The organism is Pseudundibacterium arcticum (assembly GCF_042646465.1).
GTDB classification, from domain to species: domain Bacteria; phylum Pseudomonadota; class Gammaproteobacteria; order Burkholderiales; family Burkholderiaceae_D; genus Undibacterium_A; species Undibacterium_A arcticum.
Genome location: NZ_JBHRTP010000091.1, coordinates 62,240 through 76,095, shown reverse-complemented (window position 1 = coordinate 76,095; position 13,856 = coordinate 62,240). Strand labels below are relative to the sequence as shown.

Sequence of the window (13,856 nt, the reverse complement as noted above, 5' to 3'; positions counted from 1 at the left end):
ATTGAATGAACAAGATTGTAAGCAGTGTTGACGAAGACAGCCTTTTGGACGCCGCTAATTCTGGCGTCCCGGTGGATGAGGCCGGTATTGGCGAAGACGAAATGCTGCCCGACGCGGTGCCGTTTATTGTCCCTGGCGTTGCGGAGAAATAAGCATGGCTGATTATCGTCAAGTATTAACAGACAAGATTATCGAGGCGTTGGAGGCCGGTACCGCGCCGTGGCAAAAGCCTTGGGACGGATCGATTGTACAAAGAATGCAGCCGTTTAACCCTGTCTCTGGCACCCAGTATCGGGGCGCCAATCGATTCTGGCTGATGATGGCGGAGCATGCAGATCCGCGTTGGTGTACTTACAAGCAGGCCGAGTCTCAAGGGTGGCAAGTACGCAAGGGCGAAAAGTCCATGTCCATCGAGTTCTGGAAGTGGCATGACGAATCAGAGCAAGTGAACGCGGAGACCGGCGAAGTCGAGAAGATCCGCGTGCGTCGTGAGAACCCGATCGTGCGGTATGCAAACGTATTTAATGCGTCGCAGATCGATAATGTGCCGTCGCTCGACCTGATTCAAAATGGGTACGAATGGGAGCCGCTTCAGATGGCGGACACCATTATGACGCGCTCCGGGGTTCCGTTCTTTTACGATCAAGCGGACCGTGCGTTTTACCGGTCAGCGGTGGATGAGATTCACATGCCGCCGCGCGAAGCGTTTCCCGATGCAGGCAAATTCTATGCCACGGCCCTGCACGAGCTGGGGCATTCGACGGGCCATGAAAGCAGGCTGAACCGGAAGCTCGGCAACGTGTTTGGTTCTGAAGATTATGCAAAAGAAGAATTGCGTGCGGAAATGGCAAGCTTTTTCCTGTCGGCCCGACTCGGTATCGAGTTCGATGTGGGGCAGCACTCATCTTATGTCGGTTCCTGGATTAAGGCTCTCAAGGAAGACAAAAATGAAATTTTCCGCGCTTCGCGTGACGCCGAAGAAATTACCGAATATGTGATGAATTACGGTCTGGAAAAGGCGGTAGAACAGGCCGTAGAAGCGAATAGGGCGCCTGTAGCGGCGAAAATAGATGCGCAGCCTATGCAGAACAAGGGGCAGGCGTTTCCAACGTCGGAAATCGCGGCTGCTTCGGCCAGCGTGAGTCGTTCTTACATCAATGTGCCGTATGCCGAAAGGGAGGAAGCCAAGAAGCTGGGGGCTAAATGGGATAAAGCTCGCACCAGTTGGTATGTGCCTGCTGGGACCGACAAAGGCGTGTTCGGCAAGTGGATGGGTGTGCCAGCGCTGCCGACCAATGATTTTGCAGCGGAGTTTGGTAATGAGCTGCGTGCGAAGGGTCTGGTTGTTGACGGTGATCCGATGATGGATGGCCAGTGGCATCGAACAACAGTGAGTACGAGCCGGAATGCCAAGGCGTTGAAGGGCGCCTATATAGGCAATCTTGACGGCGATTTAGCCAATGGTTATATCCAGAACTTCGATATCGGCGTGGCGGAGGCATGGTTTCCAAAAGGTGTCGTGATTTCGGAAGAGCGGCGCCAACAATTCGAGCGTCAGGCTGAGGAAAACCGGCGTGTGCGTGACGCTGAACTGACGGCAGAACGCGAAGGCGTTGCCAACAAACTCGGCAAAAAATGGGAGGCGCTACCGGAGGCAGTCGAACATCCTTATCTGGACCGGAAAGGTGTTGCAGCGTTCGGGCTTCGTATTGACGGCGATCGCCTGGTAACGCCGATCCGTGATGCGGAAGGCAAGTTGTGGAGCCTGCAATACATTCCTTCCGATCCTGACAAAATCAAAATGTATGAAAAAGGCGGGCAGAAAACCGGGAATTTTCATGTGTTGGGCGAATTGGCCGGTTCGCAAACGGTCCTGTTTGCAGAAGGTTATGCGACGGTCGCAAGTCTTCATATGGCAACTGGCTTGCCGGTCATTGAAGTTTTTGACAGTGGAAATATTGAGGCCGCGGTTCGCGCGGTGAAGCCGATGCTGGTCGGGCAAGCGATCATCATCTGCGGGGATGATGATGTACTGACGCAGGACCGCATAACGGACGGGCTTAATCAACTGGTCCAAAACAAAATCAATGGGCAATTACAACTATCTGGCATCGCGAAAATAGAGATTCGCATCGATGGCAGTGAAGTCGTGTTGCAGTCCAATCCTGATTGCAAGATGTGGTTGGATTTCGATATGGTGGTCGATGGCGTGCCGCGCATCGTTGGTGAAATTGTGAACGGGAAGACCGGCCACAGGGCCAACGTGCTCATCAATAACGTGGGCAGGGAGAAGGCGACCCAGGCAGCGGAAAAGCACGGTGGCGTATCGGTTTTCCCGGTATTTTCGAACCAATCCAACGGTCTGACCGACTTCAATGACCTGCACAGCGTAGAAGGGTTGCCGGCTGTGGCGCAACAGATCCAAACGGTGGTTGAGCGCACTTTGAAGGACCATTCGCCTGAGCAATATGCGAAAGCGGCTTTGGGCGAGAATGCGATCTTGCAATTGCCGCAAGACAACAAACGCTACGTTGGTCCGGTGATCGCAAATACGTTGGGAATGAGTGTCCAGGATATCGGCAAACTGACGGCGGTTTCACATGACATGACGAAGCTCGATCGCGTGCCGGCCGTGGGTATGGCCACAAAAATAACCTATGAGGCTGGTCGTGGCACCGTAACGACGCCGCACGACAGAGAAGGGACGGCCAAACAGCGATGATTATTTTAATTGGCTATGACATTTTTATACTACAATAACATCTATATATAAATTTGATCACTGCCCATGAATATCAATCAACGGAATACAAATGTGCGCTTCGGGATGTCGGTTGTATTGACATTTATGATGTGCATGTTTGTCGCTTCGTGGATCGCAACGCAATATCTCGCGGCCGCGTTGGACTATCAACAAGGGCTGGGCGAGGCGGCATGGAGTTTAGGGCGCCGGAAGATCTATCAACCGTTCGCCTGGTGGTTCTGGAATCTGCAATGGATGAATGAGGAAGGGCCTTTACGAGCCATCATCACGCGTACTCAGTTCATTGCTTTATTTGGTGCAGTGGCCAGCGTTGCAATCGGCATCTTTATGTTTTATCGGCGAAGCATGCAAAGCGAATTGCCGGAAGATCTGCATGGCTCAGCGCGCTGGGCGAACCTGCAAGACATCGAGCGGATGCGATTGATTTCACACTCGTATTCCGAGGGTAAAGGCCGAAATAAAACCACCGTCAACTACAAGGCAGGAGGCGTCTATATCGGTGCGTACGAAACACCGAATGGGCGCAAGGTACTGCGATACAACGAGCCAGCGCATTTGCTTTGTTATGCCCCTTCTCGAAGCGGCAAGGGCGTCGGGCCGGTTCTTTGCACGCTTCTGTCCTATCCTCATAGCACCGCTACCAACGATATCAAGGGCGAGAATTTCGAATTGTCGAGCGGGTTCCGCCATACGGCGGGATCGCTTGTGATTCGGTTTGATCCGACCTCCCTTGACCAAAAAAGTATCGATGGGAAAACGCGCTACAACGTGGCTTCGGGTTGGAACGTGCTGCAAGAAATCCGGTCGTTCTCAGATTTCGATGAAATGGATGCGCAAAACATCGCCGCTGCCATTGCCGACCCTGAAGGCAAAGGGATGGAAGACCATTGGGTGTCGACCTCATTCGACCTGTTGACCGGCGTGATCTTGCATGTCCTTTATTTCGAGCGCGACAAGTCGTTGTCGGGCGTTGCCACGTACCTTTCCGATCCAAGCTTCACCGACCCGGAGCAAATGTTTAATCGTATGTTGGATGCAGAACATGATCCGCAACTGGTGATGGGATGGATGGATTCTGACGGCAGACCAACGAAGACGCATCCGGCTGTTGCGAGAGAAGCGCGGTCGATGTTGAATAAGGAAGAAAAGGAGCGCAACAGCGTATTGTCCACGGCGAAAACAAAACTGACATTATTCGCGGAGCCGGTTGTAGCACGCAACATTGCCCGTTCAGATTTTTCGATTTCAGATTTGATGAATCACATCAAGCCGGTGTCGCTCTACCTGGTGGTGCCGCCTTCGGACAAAGACCGGCTCCGGCCTTTGATCCGTCTGTTCATTACGTTCATGCTTCGCCGGTTGACAAAAGACATGGACTTTGAAGAGGGGCGCAGCGTCAAAGGCTACCGTCACAAGTTGCTGCTGCTGATCGATGAGTTAGCCTCGTTAAAGAAGCTGGAGCAACTGCAGGACGGACTTGGCTACATCGCCGGTTACGGCATCACGGCATATTTATTCGTGCAAGACACCATCCAGTTGAAGGAAGCCTACGGCGATAACGAGACGATCACGTCGGGATGCCAACTGCGGATCGCGTTTGCGCCGAATACACTATCGACTGCGGAAGATCTGTCGAAAATGACGGGTGTATCGACGGTATCGCGTCAAAACGTTTCTTACTCGGGTAGTCGGATGAGTTCGATGCTTGGTCAAATGAGCGTGTCCGAGGAATTGGTAGAGCGGCCATTGATGACCGCTGACGAAATCATGAAATTGCCGCGTGACGAAACATTGATTTTCAACGCAGGCCACCCGCCAATCAAAGGGAAAAAGCTCGAATATTTCAAGATGGATGAATTCAAATCGCGCGCGATTATCGCCAGTCCGAGCCGCGTTGCGATGACATATCGGAGTTCGAATCGTATGCTCGCCGGATCTTGGTTCATGGTGCTGGTGCAGCGCAAGGCCAACGGCGTTAAGGCGTTCGATGTTTCGATTAATTGTTACGCAGAATTTCCGCCCGTCCGAGTGATTGTCAAGCAGGAAGATTTGCAGACCGAGACTGTGCATGAGTACGCATTTCAGCTTGTGGATGCTAAAGGATCTCCTGTCGATCGCGCACTGACCGTCGATGATGTCCAGTTCAGTCTGGTGCCGGTCGATACCACTGACAGCTTCAATATCAACGAAGCGTATGAAGTTCATTTCCAGGTAAAAGACCCGTCGGCATTGCCAGAATTCTCGCAAAAGGGATTTTATCGCGACAGCGCGGTATGCGAGCGCGATATACGGCGCTTGATGAAGGAACGGTACCGCGAGATCGGATTACACGAAACCGGCGAAGCGATCGATGTGACGATCGACAAAATCACTGATGGGGGCCGATATTCGGGCAAGGTGATTTTTGACAATCGGGACTTTGTAGTGTTAGAAAATTCACACGACATCATTTCCATTCACCGAAAATTCAAATTAAATGAAGTGCCTCTCATGGGAGAAAGTACGACAATAGTGTATACGGGCAAGAAAGGGGGCGTCGTATGATGCGTCTCGAAGCCCGAAATGATGCATTGTTGTCGGAGAACGCTGTGAGCAGGAACACAGTGCGGGTAAAACTGTACCCGCATACTAATTTTGAAAAGATAGATCGACGCGCGGCGCGGCATCTGTACCGGCTGCTGCAGGTCTATAACTTTTGCCTCGAAGATGACACTCGCTATCTGGAACGATGGGCGACATTCTGGCCGTCATTACGACCGGTTGAGAGAAAGGCCCTTGCATTGCTGGTAATGTCGAATTCAAATGGCGAATTTGGAAGGCGGCTGGATGTAAGCAATCTGCCAGTTGAACTAGAGGCGTTTGAGGGGCAAATCGAACGTGTGGTTTTGCGCCCGAGTGTCGCTTCCGAACTGGAAAAGGTCGTTGGACGTTTTTACGCAAGTCTGACTAATCCTGGTGAATTGGCAGCGCACTTAGCCGCTGTCAGTCCGGACGGATTTCAGGCCACGGTGCCGTTCGGGGGCGCGATGCTGGCCTATAAAAATGATCTGCTTTTGCCTATGGAGTATCGGGATCGCTGTTACGCTGCACTTTTGTCTGCCGGCATGGATAGCGAAATGGCCGCATCTTATGCAAACGGGTTAGAAGGGGAATTGGCTGATTTCCTTATCCTGAAGGAAACGCGTGGGATATGGGAGTGAAATTCCTGCTGACGCTCGTTTGCTTGTCGGTGATGGCACGAGGCGCCTTGGCCGATGATATGGATGCATTGATGCAGCGTTGTGCTCCGCAAGTTCATCCGAAGACGCTGAGCGCGATTGTTCATACGGAATCGCGTGGGAGAGCATTTGTAATTTCTGATGATGGACCTATGGGCCTGCCGTGGGCTGAGCGCAAATTGATGCTTCGTAGTTACGATCCATCAACAAAGGACGAAGCGGCCAACCTCGTTGAATCGCTGACGGCGCAAGGGCATATGGTTGGGATCGGACTTACACAACTAAGTAGCCGGCATTTAAAACGTTTCGGGATATCGGTGCAGACGGCGCTAGAACCTTGCGATAATTTGCGCATGGGCGCACAAGTACTGACGGAATTTTATGCCGAGGCATTGAAGAAATACAAAAATCCTGAGCAAGCTTTGCTGGCCGCAATTTCGGCATACAACACCGGTAATTTTGAAAATGGATTTGGCAATGGGTATGTGCAAAAAGTGGTCGATGCATCGCTATATCGTGTTCCAGAATTGAAATATGGCCGGGTAGGTCCGATTAAACCTGCGAGCTTGGGTGTAACGGCAATGAGATCTAAAAATGTGGTGGGGAAACGTATTTCGAGCGGATTACTTGAAGCAAAGCTTGCAAAAATTGAAGTTGAATCATATTAACAAGACATATTATGAATAATAAACCTTCAACGCTTTTGGGCGCTCTTCGTCGGATCGGTGGCCAGATGAGCGAAATCGAGGATGTCGTCGGCTCATTTCGTCCTAGCGATGAGCAGCCTCGATCGGATCGGATCTACGGGACGTTGCATACGCACGATGCCAATGTGCGGATAGGCTTTGACGTGGCACGCGTGGCGTTGCCGCCGTTGGCGCCTTCTACCATGCGGGTGAGCGGCAAACTCTGGTTGGACGAAAATACGAGCGGCTTAATGGTGTTGGTCCGCGAATACAAATTGCTCTCTGATGACCAACATCCACAGGTCGCGAATTGAAAAAACGCCGCGACCTTCACCGCACACGCAGCACGGCGCCGTGGTGGGTCCCGCTGTGTGTGGCCGGCGCCATCTACCTTGTCATCTGGTGGGTCATTCCAAGCGTTGCATCATCATCGAGTCGGGACGGCTTCTGGCAATTGGTGGCTCACAACGGATTGTTGAAACTGCCTGCTAGTGTGTTTCTGCTGTTTTGTGGCGTATCGGCCGCGATAACCTGGTTTAAACAAGGCGGTCGCCGCCGCTTGTTGGATCGCCAGCGCGATCTAACTACGCTGCGCGCGATGGATTGGGCCGCGTTTGAGCGCGTTGTGGGTGAGGCATACAGACGTTTGGGCTTTGTGATTCAGGAGACGGGGCAAGGCGGTGCTGATGGTGGCATTGACCTCGTTCTATGGAAAGACCACAGAAAGACGATTGTCCAGGTCAAGCAGTGGCGATCGAGCAGCGTCGGAGTGTCGGTAGTGAGAGAAATGTTCGGGTTGATGATGCATCACAAGGCGCAGGCAGTCACGATTGTGTGCGTGGGCCGGTTCACCAACGACGCATGGCGGTTCGCGCAAGGTAAGCCGATTGATCTGGTCGGCGGGGCTAGGCTGCTGGAAATGATCAAAGAAGTGCAACAGTGAATTTCATTTCCAACGTCGGAAATCGAGTACGAGAACATAGCAATAAAGAGAAAATAAAGTGTTTAAACTATTTATTTATTCACACAATGCAATAATTATGTTCTAAAATATGTCATCGATATTAATTGGCGGCGTATCATGGCAAAAGGTAAGAGCGAAAGAAAAATAGAGCAGCTTGGATTCGATTTTGAGTTCAATGAAACGATCGCGACGATCGAGCGGATTCAGGACGATGCAATTCGGGACGATGATTTAATACAGGGAGAAAATGATGCTGGAAGGACAAATGCAACCGCTGGACGTGGCCAAGCGAGTACTGACTTTATCAACGGTGCAAGCGATCGCGCAAAAACCGTTCAGCCTGCGGGGTTGGAAGATCGCGGATCGATGGGCGATGAACTCCCCGGCGCTGCTGCGCAAGCTGGAGAAAGAGGGGGAAATGGTGCTTCTGAGCCGATTGTTGGAGCAACAGAATTTGGAAGCGCGAGTGCTGGAGGATCAGGACGACGCGACGACACAAGGGATGGCGGAACACGAGATCCTGGCAATGAATCAGGTAGAGACAGAACTGAATAAAACCAGCAAACTATGTAATCACCGAAGCCGATCGCCTCGGTACAGGCGGCGCGAAGGCGAAGTACCGCGACAACGTTGTTGCGTTGTCACTTCTTAAAACGCTGAATAGCGAAGCCCGTTCCGCAACACCGGACGAACAAGCGGTTCTGGTCCGGTATGTTGGCTGGGGCGGCATTCCGCAAGCGTTCGATCATCGCAACGATGATTGGCGCAGCGAATTCCAAGAACTGGCGCATCTCCTTGAAGCATCTGTACCCGGATTCAACCGTGATCAATCGCGGTTATCAAGATGTGGCGATTCCATCAGGGTATTTCGATCTGGCCGTGGGAAATCCACCGTTCGGGAGTCAGTCAATTTTTGATGCGGAGCATCGTGACCTCTCCGAATTTTCAATTCATAACTATTTCATTGCGAAGTCTCTCGACAAGGTGCGTGACGGCGGCGTAGTGGCGGTGGTGGTGTCCAACTTCTTTATGGACGCACAAAACAGCGCCGCGCGGGAATGGATCGCCGATCGCGCGCATCTGCTCGGCGCGGTGCGTTTGCCCAATACCGCGTTCAAAGAAAACGCATTAACGGAAGTGACAACGGACATCGTTTTTATCCAAAAAGCGAAAGAGGGAGAAACGCCGTCGAAAGCCTGGGTGAATGTCGGCAAGATCGTAGACGACGAAACCGGCAAGGACATTCCGCTCAATCAATACTTTGTCGATAATCCGTCAATGATCCTCGGCAAGATGGCATTGACCGGGACCATGTACCGCGACGACTCGCCGACTTGCGTTGAAATTCCCGGCGCTGACATCAAAGAAGGCCTCTCGCGCGCAATGGCGCAATTGCCGGCAGCGGTGTACAGCAAGGCAAACACGGTTGTTGAAATCAAAAAAAGCAACATCGATTTTACGCATTCAAAGATCAAAGTTGGCGCGTTCTTCATCGCGGACGGCCGTGTTGCGCGCCGGCTCCCGGATCTGCTAGATCACGGCGACTATGAATTTGTCGATCACAAGAATGAGAAGCAGGGCGAGCGCATCAAGGGCATGATCGACATTCGCGCGGCTTTGCGCGAGCTGATGGCCGCTGAGCGCGCCGGCTACGAAAGCGACGATGCAATCGATTCGATGCGTGGCAGGCTCAACAAGAGTTACGACAGCTTCAACAAGAAACATGGCTACATCAGCGCATTGCCAAACAAGCAGGCGATGTCCGACGATCCGGATTATCCGCTGCTGCATTCGCTCGAACGTGACTATGATCGGGGGATTTCGAAAGAGATCGCCAAACGCGACGGCGTTGAAGCGCGGGAGCCGTCCGCAAAGAAGGCCGATATTTTCTCAAAGAGGGTGATCGCGGCATCGCGCGAGATCACGTCTGTCGACTCGGCCAAGGACGGCATGATGGTGTCGCTCAATGAGCGCGGCGTCATTGATATGCCCTATATCGTGCGTCTGACGGGAAGTACGGAAGAAAGGGTGATCGAAGAATTAAACGGATTGATCCATCGAAATCCCGCAACGCGCGCCTGGGAGAGCGCGGACCAGTATTTGACGGGCAACGTCAAGCGCAAACTGGCAATTGCAGTCAATGCCGCGAGCGGGGATCGCGAGTTTCAGGCGAACGTCGACGCGCTACAAGCGGTGCAACCGAAGGACATCGAGCCAGTAGATATCGGCGTGCAATTGGGCAGTACCTGGGTGCCGGCAACGGCCGTCGATGAATTTGTTGGTCATCTGCTGGGGCCGGTGCATCGCACGGTGAGCTATCAGCCGGCGATCGGCAAGTGGGTGACAAAGATTGGCCGCGCGGACCAAACGACCAATACCGTGACGTGGGGAACCTCACGTTACCCAGCCAATGAATTGATTGAAGCGATCCTTTCGCACAAGACGATTCAGGTAAAAGACAAGATCGGCGAAGACGAACATCGCAACCCGATCTATGCCGTCAATGAACAAGAAACGGCGGTCGCAAACCAGAAAGCCGATGAAATTCGGCAGGGATTCAATGATTGGGTGTGGGAAGACAAGACGCGCCGCGACAGCCTGGCACGCATCTATAACGACACGTTCAATACCAATGTCGCCCCGGTCTTTGACGGTTCGCATTTGACGTTACCGGGCGCGTCGCTGGCAATCAAACTGCGCGAGCATCAGAAGAATGCGATCTGGCGCGGCGTGCAGGAGGGCGGTGGCCTGTTCGATCACGTCGTCGGTGCTGGCAAGACCTATGTGAAAGTGGGCGTTGCAATGGAAAGCCGGCGCATGGGTCTGGTCAAGAAGCCGATGCTGGCGGTTCCAAATCATTTGCTGCTGCAATGGAAGGATGCGATCTACGAACTGTATCCAGAGGCAAAGGTGCTGATTGCGGAAAAGACAGACTTCAAAAAAGAAAACCGGGAAAAGCTTTACGCGAAGATCGCAACCGGCGATTGGGATGCCGTGATCGTCGGACATTCAAGCCTGAAAAAGATTGGCATGCCACCTGAAACGCTCGATGCCATTCTGAGCGAGCAAATCGATGATTTGACAGACGCCTTGCGGCGTTTGAAAGAAGAGCGCGGCGATCGCATCACGATCAAGAACATGGAGAAAGCGAAGGACCGCATGCAGGCGAAGCTTGAACGGCAAGCATCGTCCGGCGTGAAGGATCGCGTTGTGACTTTTGATGAGTTGGGCGTCGACTGCCTCATGGTTGATGAAAGTCATATTTTTAAGAATTTATTTATCAATACTTCATTAAATCGCGTCGCTGGATTGGGCAACCTGGTCGGCAGTGATCAAGCGTTTGATCTGTTCGTCAAGGCGCGCTATTTGCAAACGCAATACAAAGGCCGCGGCTTGTTTTTTGGTACCGGCACACCAATCTCGAACACGCTCGCGGAAATGTATACGGTGCAGCGTTACATGCAATACGACTCGATGAAGCTGCAAGGCGTGGAACACTTCGATGCCTGGGCGTCGACCTTTGGCCAGGTGGTGACGGGCTGGGAACTTGATGCGACGGGGATGAATTACAAATTGAACTCCCGCTTTGCGAAATTCCAGAACGTGCCTGAACTGATTGCGCAGTACCGGACCTTTGCGGACGTGGTGACGCTGGCGGACTTGAAACAACAGGCGATTGACCGGGGCGAGCGGTTCCCGGTACCAAACATCAAGGGCGGCAGAGCGAAAAACATCGTGGTACCGCGCTCGCCGGATCAGGCGCACTACATTGGCGAACAAGAGCCGGTGCTAGATGCGGACGGCCGGCCGCAACTGCGCGAGGACGGCTCGCTCATCAAGCAATGGCCGAAGGGATGCATCATCGAGCGGATGGAACATCCGCCGTCCGACCCACGCATCGACAATCCTCTGAAGATCACGAATGACGCGCGCAAGGCCGGCTTGGATTATCGCCTGATTGATCCGTCTGCTCCGGATTTTGCCGGCAGCAAAGTAAACATCATGATCGATAACATCGTTCGCATTCATGAAGATTGGGATGCCAAGAAGGGCACGCAATTGGTGTTCTGCGATCTGTCCACGCCTAAAGGGAAAAAAGGCGCCACTGCGATCGTGACGCCGGCCGTCACGATCGATGATGAAAACGAGATCGAGGACGAAGAAGATACAACCGTGTCGATGGATGAAATCCTGGCCGGCAGCAATCGCTTTTCGGTATACGACGACGTGAAGCAAAAACTGATCGCCAAAGGGATACCAGAGGGCCAAATCAGATTCATTCATGACGCGAAAACCGATGTACAAAAGGACAAACTGTTCGCACAGATGCGTGCTGGTGATGTTCGGGTGCTGATTGGTTCAACGGCCAAGATGGGCGCCGGCACGAACGTGCAGAACAAATTGGTCGCGGAACATCACATTGATTGCCCGTGGCGCCCAAGTGATCTTGAACAGCGCGAAGGCAGGATCATTCGTCAAGGTAACGAATTTTTCAAAGCCGCACCGGATGAATTCGAAGTGGAAATCATTAGGTATGCCACAGAAAAAACTTACGATTCGCGCATGTGGCAGACGATCGAATACAAGGCCGCTGGCATCGAGCAATTCCGAAAAGGGGATTCCCTGTTGCGCACGATCGAGGATATCGCTGGCGAGGCTGCAAACGCGGCAGAAATGAAAGCGGCGGCATCGGGCAATCCCCTGATCTTTATGCAGGTGCAGTTATCGGCCGAGCTGAAGAAAGTTGAGGCCTTGTTCTCCAACCACAAACGCAACCTGCATGCGATGCAGAGCAGCATCGCATGGAATGAACAGGCGCAGGAGCGTGCAGATACCTCAATCGCCGAAACGCAGCGGGAAATTGCCCGTCGCGACGGCAATACGAAGGAAGAATGGCAATTTAAAAGCGGGAATGCCGTTTATACGAACGAGGACAAGGACCAACTGCTTAACCTGGTCATGACTGCTATGCAGGGCGCCGTTGAAACGCAGGCAAAGAAAGCCTTCGAAAAAATCAATGAACTCAAGGTAGGCACCTATCGCGGATTTGACGTGCATGTTTACTGCGTGCGCAATGAAATCATGTTCCGGCTTAAGGGTGACAAGAAGTATCAGCCCACGAATCTGTCGTATATGAAGGACGACAAATTCGCGATCACTGGCTTCCTGCATCGGATGGATAACTTTCTCGACAATTTTGAAAGAGACATAGATGCTGCAAAAACACGTCTTGCGTCCGAACATACCGATCTCGCAAAGGCGCGCGAACAGATAAATAAGCCATTCAAGGACATCGCCAAGCTCGAACAACTGCGCAAGGACAACAGCGAGATCCTGGTGGAACTGAAGAAGATGCAAAAAGATGATAACTACGTTTCAACGTGGAAGCCATCGAGTCAGCGTCCTGCGGAAACGGACAGACAAAATAACCTACCTAACGCGGCCATACCGAACATGGATGGTTTGCCTTCGCCAGAGTTTAAAGACATCGAGGACAAGATCGCACGGCTTGGTGAGCGCAACATTACGGTGCTCGGGGTTGTCGATTTGATGGTGGTCGAATCCATGTCGAAAAAATGGGGCAAGCCGCGTGACGAAGTGCAAGAAATTTATGATGAATTCGTGCGAGGTAATAGTCGAAATGCGCCAGCAATTGACTTGCTTGGTGGGCCGGTAATCAAAACGTATGACGCGGACGTGCTCAAGAACGCGGACGGCGTAATTGCTGATTATTTGCGCGCCGCACTCTTTCCAGAAAAAGGATCTGAAATTCTCGGGTCAAGAAAACATGATGCCTGGTTCGAGCAGGGTAATGGTGGCGAAGTGTTCGAGGTGGTCATGCAACGCATTGAAGAGTCACATGACCTTGCAAAAGCTGTGCTGATGCCTGACGCGCGTCGCTACGCCAATCCTGAAATGCTGGTGCGTGCGAACGAGACAGTCGCAGCGTTTTCAATACCGGAAGCAAAGCTTCGATTGGACGGGTATCGGCCGCAGATGCCTAACCGTATGGACGGCTCCTACAGCGGCAAAATCATCGCGGTGATGGATGAATTTGTGCTACAGGAAGTGGGCATGCATGCGGCCACGATTCATCGTCGTAAGGACGTGCCACAAGCGGATCGCTTGCATGCCGGGGATCACGCGCATTTTTTGTACAAGAACGGTGTTGCAATGAGCAAGGACCGGACGAAGCCGGCGCAATCAATCTGTCACTAAGGGGA

Annotated in this window: 11 protein-coding genes and 1 pseudogene; 10 read left to right on the top strand and 2 right to left on the bottom strand. The window is 52.5% G+C overall.

Annotated features, from left to right (window positions below; translation table 11 throughout):
* The first annotated feature begins 5 nt into the window (after positions 1-5).
* The 9 genes and pseudogenes from ACFOFO_RS23665 to ACFOFO_RS23625 form a co-directional block, all read left to right on the top strand.
* Positions 6-152, top strand: a complete 147-nt coding sequence (locus tag ACFOFO_RS23665) for a hypothetical protein (RefSeq protein WP_390329657.1) — start codon at positions 6-8, stop codon at positions 150-152.
* A gap of 2 nt (positions 153-154) precedes the next feature.
* Complete coding sequence (locus ACFOFO_RS23660; protein ID WP_390333111.1) at positions 155-2,722, top strand: zincin-like metallopeptidase domain-containing protein; 2,568 nt, start codon at positions 155-157, stop codon at positions 2,720-2,722.
* A 66-nt stretch (positions 2,723-2,788) separates the two neighbouring features.
* Positions 2,789-5,308, top strand: coding sequence for a type IV secretory system conjugative DNA transfer family protein (locus tag ACFOFO_RS23655; protein WP_390333109.1), 2,520 nt, complete (start codon positions 2,789-2,791; stop codon positions 5,306-5,308).
* The gene (locus ACFOFO_RS23650; protein ID WP_390333107.1) at positions 5,305-5,964 is read left to right on the top strand and encodes a hypothetical protein; all 660 of its coding nucleotides are present in this window, start codon (positions 5,305-5,307) and stop codon (positions 5,962-5,964) included. The genes ACFOFO_RS23655 and ACFOFO_RS23650 overlap by 4 nt, the downstream gene beginning before the upstream one ends.
* Positions 5,961-6,650, top strand: coding sequence for a lytic transglycosylase domain-containing protein (locus tag ACFOFO_RS23645; RefSeq protein ID WP_390333104.1), 690 nt, complete (start codon positions 5,961-5,963; stop codon positions 6,648-6,650). The genes ACFOFO_RS23650 and ACFOFO_RS23645 overlap by 4 nt, the downstream gene beginning before the upstream one ends.
* Positions 6,651-6,661: 11 nt before the next feature.
* Positions 6,662-6,982, top strand: a complete 321-nt coding sequence (locus ACFOFO_RS23640) for a hypothetical protein (protein WP_390329644.1) — start codon at positions 6,662-6,664, stop codon at positions 6,980-6,982.
* Positions 6,979-7,611, top strand: a complete 633-nt coding sequence (locus tag ACFOFO_RS23635; RefSeq protein ID WP_390329642.1) for a restriction endonuclease — start codon at positions 6,979-6,981, stop codon at positions 7,609-7,611. Before ACFOFO_RS23640 ends, ACFOFO_RS23635 begins: the two co-directional genes overlap by 4 nt.
* Before the next feature lie 138 nt (positions 7,612-7,749).
* A complete protein-coding gene (locus ACFOFO_RS23630) occupies positions 7,750-8,187 on the top strand; it encodes a hypothetical protein (RefSeq protein WP_390329640.1) in 438 nt (145 codons plus the stop codon).
* Positions 8,188-8,343: 156 nt separating this feature from the next.
* Positions 8,344-8,712, top strand: a pseudogene (locus ACFOFO_RS23625) (Eco57I restriction-modification methylase domain-containing protein); the annotation flags it as partial.
* 195 nt (positions 8,713-8,907) lie between these two features.
* On the opposite strand, the gene ACFOFO_RS23620 reads toward ACFOFO_RS23625, so the two are convergent.
* Entirely contained in the window at positions 8,908-9,096 is a 189-nt protein-coding gene (locus ACFOFO_RS23620; protein WP_390333153.1) for a hypothetical protein, read from the bottom strand.
* A 66-nt stretch (positions 9,097-9,162) separates the two neighbouring features.
* Positions 9,163-9,357, bottom strand: coding sequence for a hypothetical protein (locus ACFOFO_RS23615; RefSeq protein WP_390333151.1), 195 nt, complete (start codon positions 9,355-9,357; stop codon positions 9,163-9,165).
* 33 nt (positions 9,358-9,390) lie between these two features.
* On the opposite strand from ACFOFO_RS23615, the gene ACFOFO_RS23610 reads away from it, so the two are divergent.
* Positions 9,391-13,851, top strand: a complete 4,461-nt coding sequence (locus tag ACFOFO_RS23610) for a KfrB domain-containing protein (RefSeq protein WP_390333149.1) — start codon at positions 9,391-9,393, stop codon at positions 13,849-13,851.
* Positions 13,852-13,856 lie beyond the last annotated feature (5 nt).

What these genes read in the sequence shown, in the direction of transcription:
- ACFOFO_RS23660 (WP_390333111.1), top strand. Translation starts at nt 155, where the DNA reads ATGGCTGATTATCGTCAAGTATTAACAGACAAGATTATCGAGGCGTTG.
- ACFOFO_RS23655 (WP_390333109.1), top strand. Translation starts at nt 2,789, where the DNA reads ATGAATATCAATCAACGGAATACAAATGTGCGCTTCGGGATGTCGGTT.
- ACFOFO_RS23615 (WP_390333151.1), bottom strand. Translation starts at nt 9,357, where the DNA reads ATGTTTCTTGTTGAAGCTGTCGTAACTCTTGTTGAGCCTGCCACGCAT.
- ACFOFO_RS23650 (WP_390333107.1), top strand. Translation starts at nt 5,305, where the DNA reads ATGATGCGTCTCGAAGCCCGAAATGATGCATTGTTGTCGGAGAACGCT.
- ACFOFO_RS23665 (WP_390329657.1), top strand. Translation starts at nt 6, where the DNA reads ATGAACAAGATTGTAAGCAGTGTTGACGAAGACAGCCTTTTGGACGCC.
- ACFOFO_RS23640 (WP_390329644.1), top strand. Translation starts at nt 6,662, where the DNA reads ATGAATAATAAACCTTCAACGCTTTTGGGCGCTCTTCGTCGGATCGGT.
- ACFOFO_RS23630 (WP_390329640.1), top strand. Translation starts at nt 7,750, where the DNA reads ATGGCAAAAGGTAAGAGCGAAAGAAAAATAGAGCAGCTTGGATTCGAT.
- ACFOFO_RS23610 (WP_390333149.1), top strand. Translation starts at nt 9,391, where the DNA reads ATGTCCGACGATCCGGATTATCCGCTGCTGCATTCGCTCGAACGTGAC.
- ACFOFO_RS23620 (WP_390333153.1), bottom strand. Translation starts at nt 9,096, where the DNA reads ATGCGTAAAATCGATGTTGCTTTTTTTGATTTCAACAACCGTGTTTGC.